The organism is Cupriavidus sp. 09_S30 (assembly GCF_056930435.1).
Genome location: NZ_JBXOWI010000001.1, coordinates 1,818,658 through 1,834,736, shown reverse-complemented (window position 1 = coordinate 1,834,736; position 16,079 = coordinate 1,818,658). Strand labels below are relative to the sequence as shown.

Sequence of the window (16,079 nt, the reverse complement as noted above, 5' to 3'; positions counted from 1 at the left end):
GCCCGGTTCAGCGACTGGCCTCGGCTTCCAGGCGGATGCCCATCGCCGCGCGGCGCGCCGCGACATCGCTGTCGCGCACGGCGGCGGCGCGGTTGCCCCAGCCGCCGCGCACGAAGCTCAAGACGTCCGCCAGTTCCTGGTCGTTCAGGGCCCAGCCGTAGCCGGGCATGTGATAGTCGGTCGCCGCGGTGTCGACAGCCGCAGTCACGGCGCCGCCCAGCAGCAGGTTGATCAGCGAGGCCGGATCGGGGTCAAGCACCGCGGGGTTGCCCGCCAGCGGCGGGAACACACGGGCAAAGCCCTTGCCGCCCGCGCCATGGCACGGCATGCAGTACTGCGCGTAGAGCCGCGCACCCACCGCGTCGAAGCGACCCAGCTGCAATTGCTGCGCCGTGGCTGCGTCGTAGCGGAACGCCGAGGCCTCGCCGCGCGCGGGCGCCAGGCTCTTCAGATAGGCCGCCACCGCGTCCAGGTCCTGCGGGGTCATGAATTGCGTGGAGGCGGCGATCACGCCCGACATCGGGCCGAAGGACGTCGCATGCACGTTGCGGCCGGTGCGCAGGTACTCCGCCACCTCGGCACGCGACCAGTTGCCCAGCCCGGTGAGCTTGTCGCCGCTGAGATTGCCGGCCGACCAGCCCTCCACATTGGCCCCCGAGAGGAAGAGCGGACTGCGCTCGTCGCTAGCCCTCTCGGCGAACAGCGCGCTGCGCGGCGTGTGGCAGGCGCCGCAGTGCCCCACGGCCTGCACGAGGTAGGCGCCGCGCCGCCATTGCGCATCGCCGCTAGGGTCGGCGCGTGACGGCGCACCAGCCGGCGCGTCGAGGAAGAACAGGTTCCACACGGATAGCAGCGGGCGCATGCCGAAAGGCCAGCGCATCTGCGGCTCCGGTTGGCGCTGGCGCACCGGCTTCACCTCGGCGCGCAGGTAGGCGTAGAGCGCGGCCACGTCCTCCGCCGTCATGCGCGCATAGGAGGGGTACGGCATGGCCGGGTAAAGCCGCTTGCCGCCGCGCGCCACGCCCTGGCGCAGCGCGCGGTCGAATTCCGCCAGCGTGTAGGCGCCGATGCCGCTGTCCGGCTCAGGCGTGATATTGGTCGAATGGATGGTGCCCACCGCGGTGCGGATCGGCACGCCGCCGGCGAACGCTGCGCCGCCCGGCGCGGTATGGCAGGCCGCGCAGTTGGCGATGCGGGCGAGGTAGCGGCCGCGCGCCACGGTATCCGCCTTGCCATTGCTGCCGGCGTCCTGCGCCGCCTGCGCCTGCGGGGCGGCCAGCAACAGCGCGAGCAACAGCACCAGCAGTGCGTCCGGCAGGCGTGCCCGCACGAACGCCCCGAGCGGCGGCCAGCGCCGCGATCGATGAGGCATGGGCTTGTCTCTCTCCGTCTTATCGTTCTTGTCTTTTTATCTTATTGTCTTGCCGTGCGCCCCGCGGGGCTCAGGCATGCGTCACGGCCCAGCGCGCCGCCATCAGCAGGCACAGCACCAGGACGGCGGCCAGCAGGACGCCGGTCACGATCAACTGCACCGGCTTGAGGTTCTGCAGGTCGCGCATATGCTCGTCGCCACGCCGCAAGCCGAAGAATCCCCACAATACCGCGCTCATCAGTCTCAGTGGATGCATCGCACTTCTCCTTCCGAAACGGCCGGCCCTGCCCGCCTCGCGCCATTCTGCCGGCATACGGCCGCGGGGAACAGCATCAGTTCTGCCATAATTTTCCGTATCAGTTTGAAGGCCGGCCGGCGGGCGCGGTCTCCCCCGGTCTCCGTTAGGCAAATGGCGCAGAAAGCGCACGCATGCGCTACCCTTTCCTGCCTTTCGCCCGAACCGAATCGACACAGCGCGCAAACCATGAAGCGATACGAGGAACTGGCCGAGATTCTCGCCCGCGACATCCGCTCCGGCAACCTGCCGCCCGGCACGCGGATGCCGTCGATCCGCAAGACCGTGGCCCACTATGGCGTGAGCCCGTCCACCGCCTTCCAGGCCTACTACCGGCTGGAGGAACGCGGCCTGGTGCGCGCGCGCGAGCGCTCCGGCTATTACGTGGCCGGCGCCGCCGGCCTGCCGCTGCCCCGGCCGGCGGCGCGGCGCACGCGCCAGGTCTCGACCGAGGTCGACATCTCCAAGCTGGTGTTTTCCGTGCTCGAGGCCGCGCGGGACCAGCGCCTGGTGCAGTTCGGCTCGGCCTTCCCCGCGCCCGAGCTGTTTCCCTGGGACCGCCTCGGCAAGTCGCTGACGCGTGCCGGACGCGAACTCGATCCCTGGCAGTCGGTCGACGACCTGCCGCCCGGCAACGCGGCGCTGCGCCAGCAGATCGCGCTGCGCTACCTGGGCGCCGGCGTGCCGCAGGCGGCCGAGGACATCATTGTCACCAACGGTGCGCTGGAGGCGCTCAACCTCTGCCTGATGGCGGTGACCAGCCCCGGCGACGTCGTCGCCATCGAGTCGCCCGGCTTCTATGCCGCCCTGCAGGCGCTGGAGCGGCTGCGCCTGAAGGCGGTGGAGATTCCCGTGCACCCGCAGGAAGGCATCGACCTGGCCGCGCTGGATGCCGCGCTGCGGCGCCATCCGATCCGCGCCTGCTGGTTCATGACGCAGTTCCAGAATCCGATGGGCGCCAGCATGGACGAGGCGCGCAAGCGCGAGCTGGTCGAACTGCTGGCGCGCCACAAGGTGCCGCTGATCGAGGACGACGTCTACGGCGAGCTCTACTACGGCAGCCGCTGCCCGCTGCCGGCCAAGGCGTTCGACCGCCAGGGCCTGGTGATGCACTGCAGCTCCTTCTCCAAGACACTGGCGCCGGGCTTCCGCATCGGCTGGGTCGCGCCCGGGCGTTTCGGCGAGGCCATCCAGCGCATGAAACTGATGACCACCCTGTCGGCGGCCGTGCCAGCCCAGGCGGCACTGGCCGAATACCTGCAGCACGGCGGCTATGACAAGCACCTGCGCCGGCTGCGGCACGTGATGGAAATGCAGCAGGGCCAGCTGCGCCAGGCCATCGCACGCCATTTCCCGGCCTCGGTGCGCGTCTCGCGGCCGGATGGCGGCTATTTCCTGTGGGTGGAGTTCGCCCCCGGCTTCGATGCGCTGGCCTTGCACCGCGCCGCGCTGGAGCACGGCATCGGCATCGCGCCGGGGCCGATCTTCTCCGCGCGCCAGGGCCACCGCCATTGCGTGCGGCTGAACTACGGCCAGATGTGGACGGCGGAAAGCGAGGCGGCGATCGCCACGCTAGGCCGTCTGGCCAGCGCGCAATAAGGGGACCCTACATCGAGGTGGCCGAATACCCGGACGGGCGCGTGGAACTCCGGGCTGACGGCACTTCCCGGCCCGGACGCGACTGCCGGAGCACAGTTGGCAGCATCCCCACTTATCTTGTCTGGAATTGGCCGCAATGACTGCTGGTACGGAAGGCATCGTCTTCCCATAATTCCCTGCCATGAATGCGTTGCCATGGGGCTGCGCACCATGCGTGGAGAACACAGATGACAGCAGTACAGGCAACGGAAGCGGAACGAGTCGGCCCATCCTTCTCTGTCGATGGGATGCTGCAAGCACGAGCAAGAGCGCGGCAGGCGATTCGAGAAATCTCCGCTCGAATTCGACCTGGTATGGTTGAAGAGGACGCCGTGGCTATGGCCAAGCAGGTGCTCACCGATTCGGGCCTCTCCTTGACTTGGCACCCGACTCGCGTTCGCTTCGGAACAAATACGACTCGGGCGATGAAACAGCAGTCGGAAGCAGGCATCGTTCTCGACGAGAACGATATCTTCTTCATCGACATGGCTCCGCGCTTCGACGCATGGGAGGGCGACGGTGGCGCAACTTTTACGGTCGGCAACAACGAAGAGCATGCGCGCTGTGCAAGGGACGCCGAGTCCCTCTTCCACGACGTCCGCCGCTACTGGGAAGCGACAAAGGCAACAGGCCGAGCCTTGTATGCCTATGCAGAGAAGCGCGCCCGGGAAATGGGGTGGGAACTCAACTTTGACCTTCCTGGCCATCGCGTCTCTGATTTCCCGCACGCGGCAATCCACACCGGCGCCCTGGCAGACGCGGATTTCACGCCATCTCCGATGCGCTGGATTCTTGAAATCCACATCCGTCACCCTCAGAAGCCCTTCGGTGCTTTCTACGAGGACCTCCTTTTGGCCGACGAGTATTACCCGAGCCAACGGTAAGAAGGTCCAGTCAGCGGTTCCCCTTTGCTTCTAACGGCGCAGGCTGAATTTTGACCAACTTTGGCTCAATCCTGCGCTGACAGCGGGTCGGCGTGTCGGTATGCTGGGCATAGAGGCTACTTTTGCCGTGGGTAGCCACATCGACTAGGACTTACCGACCTCTGGCGCCCCAACATGAAACTGGCACTGCTCTCCGACCTTCATCTATCCGTGCATCCCATGCCAATGCCGGACACGAACGCTGATGTTCTAGTACTTGCGGGGGACATCTGGCGACCAGCCGAAGCAATTGCGTGGGCGAAGCAAAGTGCGATTCCGTCCATCTATGTGGCCGGAAACCACGAGTTCTATGGCGGCGACCTGGTTTCGACAATGAAGGACCTACGAGGCTTAGCACGAGAAAGCAGCATCCGTGTTCTTGAACAGGACGAATGGCACTATCAAGGTGTTCGGTTCCTGGGATGCACCTTATGGTCAGACTATCGCTTGTTCGACTCGGAGGAACAACGCCTGGACGGATTGGCCGAGGCCCAAGAGATGGTGCGCGACTTCTCCCGCATTCGCATCTCCCCGGATTTTGCAGACAGGTTCACTCCTGCTGTCTCACAGATGCTCTTCGATTCGAGCGTGGCCTGGCTCGACCAACGCTTCCGCGAACCGCATGAAGGTCCAACTGTTGTGGTCACGCATTTCGCACCGAACCGCAAGAGCATTAGTCACAAGTTCAAAGGCTCGCCGCTGAACGCCTGCTTCGTCTCTGCCCTGGAGGAACGCATCCAACACTGGCAACCAGAACTTTGGTTGCATGGCCATACTCATGACAGTTTTGACTATGTGATTGGGCAGACCCGCATTGTTTGCAACCCCCGTGGTTATGCACGCGGCGGCGTAGTCGAGAACCCGTCGTTCAATCCTCAACTCCTTATCAACCTGGACGAGACCCTCGCCTCAAAGAAAGCGGCCGAGGGCGGCGCCTGCACCAATTGAACACAACGGCCTTGCCGACGAACCACATGGACAGGCTCAGGCTGCGGTGCGGAACCGACTGCGATAGTCGGTGGGCGACACGCCAAGTCGGCGCATGAATGCGCGCCTGAGGCTATTGGGGTCTCCAAAACCTGACATGGCGGCAACTCGCTTCAGCGGATTCCGGGTCTCCTCGAGGAGGCGCCGTGCAGCATCGAGACGCGCCCCTTCCACGAAGTCGGCCGGCGTCATGGTGCATTCCCGCTTGAAGAGCCTGGCAAAGTTGCGCGTGCTCATGCCGGCGTGAGCCGCTAAAGCGTCTACTGAGAGCCGCTTGTTCAGATTCTCGAGTACCCAGTTCTGGACGTCCCGAATCGCGCTCTTCTCCGCGGTCTGGGCAGCGAGATGGGCGCTGAACTGGGACTGCCCTCCCGGGCGCTTCAGGAACATGACGAACTCTCGAGCTACCTTCAGGGCCGTCGCACGCCCGAAATCCTCTTCGACCATTGCCAACGCCAGGTCCAGCCCCGCCGTGACGCCGGCGGATGTATAGATGTTTCCATCCTTCACGTAAATCATGTCGGGCTCGACTGTGACGTTTGGGAACATCCTGGACAGCCGCGCCGTCGAGTTCCAGTGCGTCGTCACTCTTCTGCCATCCAACAGTCCGGTATGAGCGAGAAGCAGTGCGCCAGTGCAAACTGAACCCATTCGGCGTACCGTCTTCGCGTACTTGAGAATCCAATCCTTGATGGCCACGTCATTCTCGACGAGGTTGACCCTCGGGCTTCCCGCAATCAGCAGGGTGTCGATATCGGGGCTACTTGTTTCGAGCGTCGCATCGGGTGTGATTTTCATCCCGTTAGATGCTGTAAGCGGCCCCCTGGTCTCCGACACAATCTCGAACTTGTATGCATCCGGACTGCCGGCTTGCCTGGCGGCTTCGTGAAACACGTCGATAGGTCCGGCAACGTCGAGCATCTGGACGTTGGGGAACACGAGCACGGCGACTTTCATGGCACATCACGTCTGGGGAAACCTGGCCGAAGTTTAGGCAATCCGCGAATTTGTGCCATCGTCTTGGCAGAGAACGTAGCCAAAATGGCCGACTCTGCTGCTCGGCGCCACCGACAGCCAGCACCCCAGATCGTGTTCTCCGCACTTCTGGAGCCAGCGCAGGGATAGGGAACCACCTCGCACCCGGCTGGGATGGCAGAGAAGTGCCGGATGTTGGCGCGTTTTGCACGTACGCACTCTTTGATGTCGAGTCACCAATGATCGACAATTTGGCAAACGCGAGCGCCATCAAGGCTGCCTCTCACGTTCGCATACCTTGCTTTGACCTTGGGCGCCTTACCGCTTCAAGCTACTCCGAAGGACGTGGCGGTCGTTAGTCGCCCATCCTTACTGGAGATGGATGTTGTCCTGGACCCTACTCGCAATCGCTGGCTTCCTGGAGATTGCTTTCGCATTCGGTATGAAATGGTCTGCTGGCTTCAGCCGCCTCTGGCCAAGCGTCTATGCGGTTGCGACCGGCTTGTCCAGCATTGTGCTGCTGACAATTTCATTGCGAGCACTGCCGGTTGGTACCGCCTATGCAGTGTGGACAGGGATTGGCGCTGCAGGCACCGCAGTTGTGGGGATGCTGTTTCTCGGAGAGTCTGCGTCTCCCAGCAGAATTGCCTGCATTGTCCTCATTCTGTGCGGTGTCATTGGCCTGAAGTTCGCCGCCGGCGAGAGCACCTAATCTAGTTGCGGCGACAACCAGCTTCAGCCCGTCCAACTTCAAGACCGATCTCGGTCAAGCTTGGCAAGCGAGTGAATCAGTTCATCGAATATCAGCCGCACTCGGGGCGCAACAGGCCCTCGTTGCGGCCGGTAGACATAGAGATCCCATGGATTCGGCTCGATATGCTGCAGCACCCGCACCAGCCTGCCGGCCGTAACGTGGCCTTCGGCCAAAAAGCCGGCAATTTGACCAAACGCCAGTCCGGATAGCACTGCATCGAGTTCTGCTTCGGAATCGTTGCTGGAAAATGTTGGTGTCGAAGGCGTGTATTTGTGGCCTTGGGCAAAGAACCAAGGCCAAGGGCGGCCAGTCAATGGGTCGTACATCACCGTGGTCGGCAACGCCTCAAGATCATGGATCTGCGTTGGTATCCCCTTGCGGGCGATCAGGCTCGGAGCGGCGACGACATAGAATGCATGGGTGTTTACCTTGCGGGCAATAAAACGGTTGTCTCGCACCGGCCCGAATCGCACGCCAATATCGATTCGTTCGTCAACGACGTCGGCGGGTGTGTCGCTCAGGCTCAGGTCGATGCGCAGACCCGAGTGTGCGATGGCCAGCTTCGAAAGCGTGGGCAGCAATCCGATTCGTCCCAATGCTTTCGGCGCGGTAATGCGGACGATGCCAGCGTAGTCCTCCTCCTTGCCGGCTTCGCTCGGGGTGAACATCGCGTCGATCAACGCCAGACGTTCTCGCGCCGTCTCGGCAAGCTGTTCACCAAACGCCGTGATGCGGATCTGGCGGGTGGTTCTGTGAAAAAGCAGATCCCCCTGCAGGCGCTCCAACTCCTGGATCGCCCGTGTCACGGCCTGCGGCGAGATCCCTAGACGAATTGCCGCATCCTTGAAACTGCCAGCGTCCGCGGCAGCCACGAAGATGCGCAGCATTTCCAATCGATTCAACATCTCCACGATTCCTGTTTTTGGAATTGTGAAATCTTATCTTTTCCATTTTCTGAAATACAGGCCCCACCGATACTTCCTCTACCGCCTCAGCTTTTTATCGCAAAGGAGATGACATGAGCGCACATATCGAAGGGAAAGTCGTTGTGATCACCGGTGCCAGCAGTGGGCTTGGCGAGGCCACGGCACGGCATTTGGCGGCACGGGGAGCCACGATCGTTTTGGCTGCGCGCCGCGAGGATAGATTGAATGCCATTGCGGAGGAGATACGCGCGGCAGGTGGCAGGGTTGCGGTGGTCCAGACCGACGTGACCAAACGAGATGACGTGCGCAAATTGATCGAGAGCGCCGTGCACGCGTTCGGCAGGATCGATGTGCTCGTCAATAATGCCGGCTTGATGTCGATCGCCCCGCTTAGCGAGACCAAGGTTGATGAATGGGATCGCATGATCGACATCAACATCAAGGGCGTTCTCTACGGCATCGCCGCGGCACTTCCTGTCTTTCAGCAACAAGGCAGCGGCCACTTCATCAACATTGCCTCGGTCGCCGGCCTTAAAGTGTTCAGCCCGGGCGGCACCGTCTACAGCGGCACCAAGTTCGCAGTTCGAGCGATATCCGAAGGGCTGCGCCATGAAGTCGGTGGCGCGATCCGCACCACGACGATTGAACCTGGCGCGGTCGACTCTGAGCTGAAGTTCGGCAGCAGCCATGACGAGAGCGCTGCATTCGTGAAGGAATTCTACAAGCTTGCCATCTCACCTGAAGCTGTCGCCCGCGCTATTGCCTACGCCATCGAACAGCCGGATGACGTTGACATTAACGAGATCGTCCTGCGCCCGACGCAGCAGGAATTCTAAGCGCGGGCCTCTTGAGACCATTTGGGGCGCGGGACTGCAGGGCCCGTGGAACAGGGGTATCCCACGGCCAATCCGCTGCGCCACCCATGACGCCGTGGTCTACCCCCGCCTCGCCGGCATCCTGCGCTGAAGCCGCCGCTCCACCCATTCGAAGGCGCCTTGCAGGACCAGCGCCAGCACCGCGGCGGGAATCGCGCCGGCCAGCAGCAGAACCGGGTCGTTGAGCGCCAGCCCGGTGACGATGCGCTCGCCGTAGCCGCCGGCACCCACGAAGGCAGCGATGGTGGCCGTGCCCACGCTGATGATGGCGGCGGTCTTGACGCCCGCCAGCAGCACCGGCATCGCCAGCGGCAACTCCACATAGCGCAGCCGCTGCGCGGGCGTGAAGCCCAGCGCCATTGCGGCCTCCGACATGCCGGCCGGCACCTGCTGCAGGCCGGTGCAGGTATTGCGCACGATGGGCAGCAGCGCATAGAGGAAAAGCGCGACCAGCGCTGGCCACAGGCCGATGCGGCCCAGCAGCGGGATCAGCATGGCCAGCAAGGCGAGCGAGGGCACCGTCTGCAGCATGCCCACGGCCGCCAGCACTGCCTGCCCCAGGCGCCTGCGCCGCGCCGCCACGATGCCCAGCGGCACGCCCAGCGCCACCGCGGCGCCCACGGCACCGGCGACCAGCGCCAGATGGCGTTGCGTGAGCCGCAGGGTGTCGGCGCCCAGCAGCGTGCCCGCCAGCCCGTCGCGCGTGGGTGGGCCGGACGGTGCGGTGGCCTGGCCGGGCGCTGCCGCCAGGAAACCATGCGCGATGGCGGCGAAGGACTGGCCGTCCAGCTCCGCCTCCGCGTTCATGGCGATCATCCGCTGAGAGTCGATGCGCCCCGCCAGTCCTTGCAGGGCCTGCCACGCCTGCGGGAAGCGGCGCGGCACATCGAGGCGGTACAGCACCACGGCCTCATAGCGCGGAAAGTAGCCAAGCTCGTCGCGCAGCACGCGCAGGCCGTACTTGCGGATCTTGGCGTCGGTCGAGTAGATGTCGATGACGTCGACCTGCCCGCTCGCCAGCGCTTCGTAGGCCACGCCATGGTCCAGGCCGACCGGCTTCTGCGGCAGGCCGTAGCGCCGTGCGAGCCCTGGCCAGCCATCGGCCCGGCCCAGGAACTCGTGCGTGAGCCCGAGCCGCAGCGCGGGCTGGCGCGCCAGGTCGCCGAGCTGGCGCAGGCCCAGGCGCTCGGCCACCGGCTCGCGCACCGCCAGCGCGTAGCCGTCCTCGAAGCCCAGGGGAATGGCCGCGCCCAGGCCGCGCGGTGCCAGCGCCTGGTTGATCTGGTCGAGGCTGGCATCCGGCGGCAGTCCGAGGATCTCCACGGCGACCGTGCCGGTGTAGTCGGGATAGAGGTCGATGCGCCCGGATGCCAGCGCGGCGAAGACGATGGCGGTATTGCCCAGCCCGGCCACGTGTTCGGCGGGACCGTGCGCGGCGGCAGTCTGCGCCAGGATCTCGCCGAGGATGTAGGACTCGGTGAAGCGCTTGGAGCCGACGCGCAGCGTCTCCGCCATGGCCCCCGTGCACAGCAGCAGCCCGCACAGCCAGGCGGCGAAGGTCGCCCGGCGCATGCGGCGGAACCGGTCACCCACGCTGGGCGCCGGACTTCGCGATCGGAAGTTCAAGCAAGGTATCTCCAGAACCGGGCGGGCCGCCACGCTGCCTCTTTTGCGCGCTGACAGCGCGCTTGCCGCCCATCTTGTGGATGATATGCCGCCACGGACCGGCATGTGCACCGGGAGTCGTGCGGATCGCATGAGTACATGCCGAAATAGTATTTGCATTACGCATGCTAGCAGGTACAGAATCCGTAAAACGAATATAACAGTCCGGCAGGCCCCAGCAGGCAGGAGCGCGCCCGGCGAAACGGGATAAGACAAGGCGACGGGATGGAGATCCGGCAACTGGAGGCGTTTGCGGCAGTGATGACGACCGGCAGCGTGACCGCGGCCGGCCGCCTGCTGGGCCGCTCCCAGCCGGCCATCACCCGCCTGATCCAGGAACTGGAGGGCGAGCTTGGCTTCGCCCTGTTCGCCCGCAGCGGACCGAGAGTCAGCCCCACCGAGCGGGGCTTCCTGCTCTATGAGGAAGTCGAGCAGGCGCTGACCGGCCTGCAGCAGGTGCGCGCCCGCGCGGCGGAACTGGCCCTGGAGGCGCGCCGTTCGCTGCGGGTGGCGGCTACACCGGCGCTGGCCGCCGGCCTGCTGCCGGCCGCGCTGGCCGAGGGCGAAGCGCCGGGCCAGGTGCACCTGCGCAGTGTCTCGCCGGAAAAGGTGGTGCACGCGGTGCTGACCGGCGCCGCCGAGGTCGGCGTCACCAGCCTGCCGCTGGAACACCGCGGCGTGACCGTGCACTGGATTGGCGAGGCCGCCTGCGTGCTCGCGCTGCGGGCCGACGACCCGCTTGCGGCGCTCGACACCGTGCCACTGGCAGCCTGCTCGGGGCGGCGCATCGTCACCATGCACAACCCCTACCGGCTGCGCCGCCGGCTCGACGAAGCCTTCGCGCGCGCCGGCGTGGTGCCGGCCGCGCTGATCGACACCAATTCCTCGCTCAACGCGCTCAGCGCGGTGCGCGCCGGCCTGGGCATTGCCGTGCTGGAACCGGTGACCGCGCGCGGCGTGCCGCTGGCGGACATCGTGGTGCGCCCCATCGATGCCGCCATCCCCTTCTACTTCGGCGTCATCACGCCGCAGGCCCGACCTGCCGACGCCGCCGCGCAAGCGCTGATCGCGCGGCTGGCGGAGGCGGCGCACAGGCTGTTGCCCGACTTCATCCTGCGCGGCCCGGAACAGCATGGCGCGCTGCTGCAAAGCCTCTACGGCGACGGCGGCACGTCCGGCGACGCCACCCCCAATCCATCTGACTCGGAACCGACCGACCCATGACCCAGACAAGCGCCGACGATTTTCCGCAGGCCGCGGACGCCACCGGCCTGGCCGCCCTGGAAGCCAGGCTGCGCCAGGACCTGTCCTGGCTGGAACTGCCCGCCAAGCGCTGGACTGTGCCGCGCCTGCAGGACGGGGCGGAAGTGCTCGACGTCGCCGTGATCGGCGGCGGAATGGCCGGGTTGGCGGCGGCGACGACGCTCAAGCACCTCGGCATGACGGCACGCATCTTCGACCGCTCGCCCGAGGGCTTTGAAGGCCCCTGGGCCACCACGGCGCGCATGGAGACCCTGCGCTCGCCCAAGCAGCTCACCGGCCCCGCGCTGGGGCTGCCGGCGCTGACCTTCCGCGCCTGGTACGAGGCGCAGTTCGGCAGCGCCGCCTGGGAAGCGCTGGACAAGATCCCGCGCCTGCAATGGATGGACTACCTGCGCTGGTACCGCGACGTGCTGGCGCTCGAGGTGCGCAACCGGCACGAGGTGCTGGCGGTGCAGCCGCGCCGGGACGGGCTGGTGGCGCTGCCGATGCGCACCCCGCAGGGCGAGACCACGGTGCTGGCGCGCCGGGTGGTGCTGGCCACCGGCCGCGACGGCCTGGGCGGCGCCCATGTGCCGCCCTTCGTCCAGGCGCTGCCGCGCGCGCGCTGGGCGCACTCGTCCGATGAAATGGACTACGGCAGGCTGCGCGGCAAGCGCGTCGGCGTGGTGGGCGCGGGCGCCTCGGCCATGGACAGCGCGGCGACCGCGCTGGAAGCCGGCGCCGCCAGCGTCGACCTGCTGATCCGCCGCACCGACATCCCGCGCATCAACAAAGGCAAGGGCGCGGGCAATCCCGGCCTGACGCACGGTCATCCCGGCCTGTCCGACGAATGGAAATGGCGCATCCGCCATTACATCAACGCCCAGCAGGTGCCGCCGCCGCGCGGCAGCACCTTGCGCGTGTCGCGCCACGCGAACGCCCGCTTCAACCTTAGCTGCCCGATCGAGCGCATCGACGCGAGCGATGACGGCCTGCGCGTGCAGACGCCCAAGGGCAGCTTCGCGCTCGACTTCCTGGTGTTCTCCACGGGCTTCCGCATCGCGCTGGAAACACGCCCCGAGTTCGCCGCGATCGCGCCGCACATCCGCTTCTGGCGCGACCGCTACACGCCCCGCCCCGGCCAGGAAGACCAGGAACTGTCCGACTCGCCCGACCTGGGCCCGGCCTTCGAATTCCTGGAGAAGACGCCGGGCGCCTGCCCCGGCCTGTCGCGCATCCATTGCTTCTGCTACCCGGCGGCGCTGTCGCACGGCACCGTCTCGGGCGACATCCCGGCCATCAGCGAGGGCGCGCGCCGGCTCGGCCAGGGCATCGCCGCCCTGCTCTACCAGGAAGACATCGAGACGCACTACGCCGCGATGGAGGCCTTCGCCGAGCCCGAGGTGTTCGGCGATGAATGGACGCCGGCGCCCGCGCCGGGCGCCGCGGAGCAGGTCTCGTGAGCCGCTGGCTCGCGCGCCGGCTGGTGCAGGCCGTGCTGGTGGTGCTGGCGATGACGGTGATCGTCTTCGCCGGGCTGCATGCCATCGGCAATCCGGTCGACATCCTGATCGGCCAGGATGCCGACCAGGCCGACCGTGCCCGCATCATCGCCCAGCTCGGGCTGGACCAGCCGCTGTGGCGCCAGTACCTGGCCTTCCTCTGGGGCGCGCTGCACGGCAACCTGGGCAACAGCTTCGTCTATAGCGTGCCGGCGGTGGAGCTGATCCTGCAGCGGCTTCCGGCCACCTTCGAGCTGGCGGTGGCGGCGCTGCTGCTGGCGGTGGTGGTGGGCGTGCCGCTCGGCCTCTTCGCCGGCCTGTACCCGCAGCACCCGCTGTCGCGGCTGCTGATGGCGGGCAGCATCGTCGGCTTCTCGCTGCCCACCTTCTGGGTCGGGCTGATGCTGATCATGGCCTTCAGCGTCAAGCTGGGCTGGCTGCCTTCGGGCGGGCGCGGCGAGACCGCGCAGTGGCTGGGGGTGCAGTGGTCCTGGCTGACCGCCGACGGCCTGCGCCACCTGTTGCTGCCGGCGCTGAACCTGGCGCTGTTCAAGGTCTCGCTGGTGCTGCGCCTGACCTGCGCCGGCGTGCGCGAAGTGCTGCCGCAGGAATGGGTGCGCTTCGCCCGCGCCAAGGGCCTGTCGCCGCTGCGCGTGGTGCTGGGCCACGTGCTGCGCAACACCCTGATCCCGCTGGTGACGGTGCTGGGGCTGGAGTTCGGCTCCACCATCGCCTTCGCCGTGGTCACCGAGAACATCTTCGCCTGGCCCGGCGCCGGCAAGCTGATCCTGGACAGCATCAATGCCCTGGACCGCCCCGTGATCGTTTCCTACCTGATGGTGGTGGTGTGCCTGTTCGTGGCGCTCAACCTGATCGTCGACATCCTCTACAAGCTGCTCGACCCGCGCGTGCGGCTGGAGCCTACGCCATGAGCGCGCCCAAGCCCCTGACCTCACCCGCCGCCACCGCGCCCACCGTGCGTGCGGTGGCGCCCGCGCAGCGGCAATCGCCCTGGCGCCGCGTGGCCGCGGACTTCTTCGGCTCGCGCCTGGCGGTGGCGGGCCTGGTGCTGCTGGCCGCGCTGCTGCTGGCCGCGCTGGCCGCGCCGCTGCTGTCGCCGCAGAACCCCTACGACCTGCTGCAGCTCGACGTGCTCGACGCCCGCCTGGCGCCCGGCACGCCGAACGGCGCGGGCACCTATACCTACTGGCTCGGCACCGACGGCCAGGGCCGCGACCTGTGGTCGGGCATCCTCTACGGCCTGCGCATCAGCCTGATCGTGGGCGTGGGCTCGGCCGCCATCGCCGGCGTGCTCGGCACCCTGCTCGGCCTGCTGGCGGCCTATGCGGGTGGCAGAGTCGACAGCCTGATCATGCGCACCGTTGACCTGCTGCTGTCCTTCCCCGCCATCCTGGTGGCCATGATGATGCTGGCCTTCCTCGGCAAGGGCGTGGGCAATGTGGTGCTGACCCTGGTGGTGCTGGAATGGGCCTATTATGCGCGCACCGCACGCGGCCAGGCGCTGGTGGAAAGCCGGCGCGAGTACGTGGAGGCGGCGCGCGGCCAGGGCATCCCGGGCTGGCGCATCGTCACCGGCCACATCCTGCCCAACTGCCTGCCGCCGCTGATCGTGATCGGCTCGCTGCAGGTGGCGCGCGCCATCACGCTGGAAGCCACCCTGTCCTTCCTCGGCCTGGGCGTGCCGGTGACCGAGCCCTCGCTCGGCCTGTTGATCGCCAACGGCTACCAGTTCATGCTGTCCGATGCCTACTGGATCAGCTTCTTCCCCGGCATCGCGCTGCTGCTGACGGTGGTGGCCATCAACCTGGTGGCCGACCGCCTGCGCGAGGTGCTCAACCCGAGGTGGCAGAAATGAGCGCCGCAACCCTGCAGACCACGGCCGCCGCGCCTTCCGCCCCCACCCTGGAGGTGCGCGGGCTGTGCACCCATTTCGAGACGCGCGCCGGCGTGGTGCCGGCGGTCAACGGCGTGTCCTTCACGCTCGGGCGCGGGCGCATCCTCGGCCTGGTCGGCGAGTCCGGCTCGGGCAAGTCGGTGACGGGCTTCTCCATCATGGGCCTGGTGGATGCGCCCGGCCGCGTGGTCGGCGGCCAGATCCGCTTCCAGGGCCGCGAGCTGGTGGGCATGCCGGCGGCCGAGCTGCGCCGCCTGCAAGGCAAGCGCATCGCCATGATCTTCCAGGACCCGATGATGACGCTGAACCCGGTGATGCGGGTCGATGCGCAGATGATCGAGGCGGTACGTGCGCACAGCAAGGCCAGCCGCGCCCAGGCGCGCGAGCTGGCGCGCGACACGCTCGGGCTGATGGGCATTCCCAGCCCCGAGGAGCGGCTGCGCGCCTATCCGCACCAGCTGTCCGGCGGCATGCGCCAGCGCGTGGCCATCGCCATCGCGCTGCTGCACCGCCCCGACCTGATCATCGCCGACGAGCCCACCACCGCGCTGGACGTCACCATCCAGGCCCAGATCCTGTCCGAGGTGCAGCGTCTGGTGCGCCAGCACGGCACCTCGCTGATCTGGATCACGCATGACCTGTCGGTGGTGGCGGGACTGGCCGACGAAGTGGCGGTGATGTATGCCGGCCGCATCGTCGAGCACGGCCCTGTGGATGCCGTGCTTGACCGGCCGCTGCATCCCTACACGGCCGGCCTGATCGGCAGCCTGCCCAGCCTGAACCGGGAGCGCCGGCGCCTGCGCCAGATCCCCGGCATGACGCCCGACCTGCTGGCGCTGCCGCCTGGCTGCGCCTTCGCCGCACGCTGCCCGCGGGTATCGGCCGCCTGCAGCCGCATGCCGGCGCTGGAGGCTGCCGGCACCGCCGAGGAGGCGCGCCAGGTGCGCTGTTTCCACGCAGGGCAACCCGCGCCGGTGGAGTTCGCATGAGCGCAGCAATGGAAACCCGCA

The 16,079-nt window shown here is 66.9% G+C and carries 15 protein-coding genes; 10 read left to right on the top strand and 5 right to left on the bottom strand.

Translation table 11 applies throughout. The features are described from left to right. Positions 1-7: 7 nt before the first annotated feature. Both AC1Z3O_RS08820 and AC1Z3O_RS08815 read right to left on the bottom strand, forming a co-directional pair. Positions 8-1,372: a cytochrome c gene (locus AC1Z3O_RS08820; RefSeq protein WP_483515231.1), complete on the bottom strand. Its 1,365-nt coding sequence runs from the start codon at positions 1,370-1,372 to the stop codon at positions 8-10. Between the two features lie 70 nt (positions 1,373-1,442). Beyond that, complete coding sequence (locus AC1Z3O_RS08815) at positions 1,443-1,628, bottom strand: DUF2970 domain-containing protein (protein ID WP_483515230.1); 186 nt, start codon at positions 1,626-1,628, stop codon at positions 1,443-1,445. A 228-nt stretch (positions 1,629-1,856) separates the two neighbouring features. Between AC1Z3O_RS08815 and AC1Z3O_RS08810 the strand changes: the two genes are divergently transcribed. From AC1Z3O_RS08810 to AC1Z3O_RS08800, 3 genes are all read left to right on the top strand, one after another. Beyond that, positions 1,857-3,266, top strand: coding sequence for an aminotransferase-like domain-containing protein (locus tag AC1Z3O_RS08810; RefSeq protein WP_483515228.1), 1,410 nt, complete (start codon positions 1,857-1,859; stop codon positions 3,264-3,266). A gap of 227 nt (positions 3,267-3,493) precedes the next feature. Then, positions 3,494-4,189, top strand: coding sequence for a M24 family metallopeptidase (locus tag AC1Z3O_RS08805; RefSeq protein WP_483515227.1), 696 nt, complete (start codon positions 3,494-3,496; stop codon positions 4,187-4,189). Between the two features lie 174 nt (positions 4,190-4,363). Beyond that, positions 4,364-5,176, top strand: a complete 813-nt coding sequence (locus AC1Z3O_RS08800; protein WP_483515225.1) for a metallophosphoesterase — start codon at positions 4,364-4,366, stop codon at positions 5,174-5,176. Between the two features lie 36 nt (positions 5,177-5,212). On the opposite strand, the gene AC1Z3O_RS08795 is transcribed toward AC1Z3O_RS08800, so the two are convergent. Beyond that, positions 5,213-6,172, bottom strand: a complete 960-nt coding sequence (locus AC1Z3O_RS08795; protein ID WP_483515224.1) for a GlxA family transcriptional regulator — start codon at positions 6,170-6,172, stop codon at positions 5,213-5,215. A gap of 403 nt (positions 6,173-6,575) precedes the next feature. Here AC1Z3O_RS08795 and AC1Z3O_RS08790 point away from each other — a divergent pair, with 403 nt between their 5' ends. Beyond that, a complete protein-coding gene (locus tag AC1Z3O_RS08790) occupies positions 6,576-6,902 on the top strand; it encodes a DMT family transporter (protein ID WP_483517553.1) in 327 nt (108 codons plus the stop codon). A 38-nt stretch (positions 6,903-6,940) separates the two neighbouring features. Here the strand turns inward: AC1Z3O_RS08790 and AC1Z3O_RS08785 are convergent, their stop codons facing one another. Then, the gene (locus tag AC1Z3O_RS08785) at positions 6,941-7,849 is read right to left on the bottom strand and encodes a LysR family transcriptional regulator (protein WP_483515222.1); all 909 of its coding nucleotides are present in this window, start codon (positions 7,847-7,849) and stop codon (positions 6,941-6,943) included. A 113-nt stretch (positions 7,850-7,962) separates the two neighbouring features. Between AC1Z3O_RS08785 and AC1Z3O_RS08780 the strand changes: the two genes are divergently transcribed. Further along, a complete protein-coding gene (locus tag AC1Z3O_RS08780) occupies positions 7,963-8,706 on the top strand; it encodes an SDR family oxidoreductase (RefSeq protein ID WP_483515220.1) in 744 nt (247 codons plus the stop codon). Between the two features lie 99 nt (positions 8,707-8,805). Here AC1Z3O_RS08780 and AC1Z3O_RS08775 read toward each other — a convergent pair whose 3' ends face one another. Then, positions 8,806-10,317 (bottom strand): ABC transporter permease/substrate-binding protein, encoded by a 1,512-nt coding sequence (locus AC1Z3O_RS08775; RefSeq protein ID WP_483517552.1) that lies wholly within the window; start codon positions 10,315-10,317, stop codon positions 8,806-8,808. Between the two features lie 318 nt (positions 10,318-10,635). Between AC1Z3O_RS08775 and AC1Z3O_RS08770 the strand changes: the two genes are divergently transcribed. The 5 genes from AC1Z3O_RS08770 to AC1Z3O_RS08750 are packed head-to-tail and all read left to right on the top strand — an operon-like array spanning position 10,636 to position 16,058. Continuing rightward, positions 10,636-11,634 (top strand): LysR family transcriptional regulator, encoded by a 999-nt coding sequence (locus tag AC1Z3O_RS08770; RefSeq protein WP_483515218.1) that lies wholly within the window; start codon positions 10,636-10,638, stop codon positions 11,632-11,634. Continuing rightward, positions 11,631-13,115, top strand: coding sequence for an NAD(P)-binding domain-containing protein (locus AC1Z3O_RS08765; RefSeq protein ID WP_483515216.1), 1,485 nt, complete (start codon positions 11,631-11,633; stop codon positions 13,113-13,115). The genes AC1Z3O_RS08770 and AC1Z3O_RS08765 overlap by 4 nt, the downstream gene beginning before the upstream one ends. Continuing rightward, complete coding sequence (locus tag AC1Z3O_RS08760) at positions 13,112-14,086, top strand: ABC transporter permease (protein WP_483515214.1); 975 nt, start codon at positions 13,112-13,114, stop codon at positions 14,084-14,086. Before AC1Z3O_RS08765 ends, AC1Z3O_RS08760 begins: the two co-directional genes overlap by 4 nt. Further along, positions 14,083-15,030: an ABC transporter permease gene (locus tag AC1Z3O_RS08755; RefSeq protein ID WP_483515212.1), complete on the top strand. Its 948-nt coding sequence runs from the start codon at positions 14,083-14,085 to the stop codon at positions 15,028-15,030. Before AC1Z3O_RS08760 ends, AC1Z3O_RS08755 begins: the two co-directional genes overlap by 4 nt. After that, entirely contained in the window at positions 15,027-16,058 is a 1,032-nt protein-coding gene (locus AC1Z3O_RS08750) for an ABC transporter ATP-binding protein (protein WP_483515210.1), read from the top strand. The genes AC1Z3O_RS08755 and AC1Z3O_RS08750 overlap by 4 nt, the downstream gene beginning before the upstream one ends. Positions 16,059-16,079: the final 21 nt, after the last annotated feature.

Bases quoted from the DNA above. Each gene is read 5' to 3' on its own strand.
- AC1Z3O_RS08820 (WP_483515231.1), bottom strand. From the start codon at position 1,372: ATGCCTCATCGATCGCGGCGCTGGCCGCCGCTCGGGGCGTTCGTGCGG.
- AC1Z3O_RS08815 (WP_483515230.1), bottom strand. From the start codon at position 1,628: ATGCATCCACTGAGACTGATGAGCGCGGTATTGTGGGGATTCTTCGGC.
- AC1Z3O_RS08810 (WP_483515228.1), top strand. From the start codon at position 1,857: ATGAAGCGATACGAGGAACTGGCCGAGATTCTCGCCCGCGACATCCGC.
- AC1Z3O_RS08805 (WP_483515227.1), top strand. From the start codon at position 3,494: ATGACAGCAGTACAGGCAACGGAAGCGGAACGAGTCGGCCCATCCTTC.
- AC1Z3O_RS08800 (WP_483515225.1), top strand. From the start codon at position 4,364: ATGAAACTGGCACTGCTCTCCGACCTTCATCTATCCGTGCATCCCATG.
- AC1Z3O_RS08795 (WP_483515224.1), bottom strand. From the start codon at position 6,172: ATGAAAGTCGCCGTGCTCGTGTTCCCCAACGTCCAGATGCTCGACGTT.
- AC1Z3O_RS08785 (WP_483515222.1), bottom strand. From the start codon at position 7,849: ATGTTGAATCGATTGGAAATGCTGCGCATCTTCGTGGCTGCCGCGGAC.
- AC1Z3O_RS08780 (WP_483515220.1), top strand. From the start codon at position 7,963: ATGAGCGCACATATCGAAGGGAAAGTCGTTGTGATCACCGGTGCCAGC.
- AC1Z3O_RS08775 (WP_483517552.1), bottom strand. From the start codon at position 10,317: ATGCGCCGGGCGACCTTCGCCGCCTGGCTGTGCGGGCTGCTGCTGTGC.
- AC1Z3O_RS08770 (WP_483515218.1), top strand. From the start codon at position 10,636: ATGGAGATCCGGCAACTGGAGGCGTTTGCGGCAGTGATGACGACCGGC.
- AC1Z3O_RS08765 (WP_483515216.1), top strand. From the start codon at position 11,631: ATGACCCAGACAAGCGCCGACGATTTTCCGCAGGCCGCGGACGCCACC.
- AC1Z3O_RS08755 (WP_483515212.1), top strand. From the start codon at position 14,083: ATGAGCGCGCCCAAGCCCCTGACCTCACCCGCCGCCACCGCGCCCACC.
- AC1Z3O_RS08750 (WP_483515210.1), top strand. From the start codon at position 15,027: ATGAGCGCCGCAACCCTGCAGACCACGGCCGCCGCGCCTTCCGCCCCC.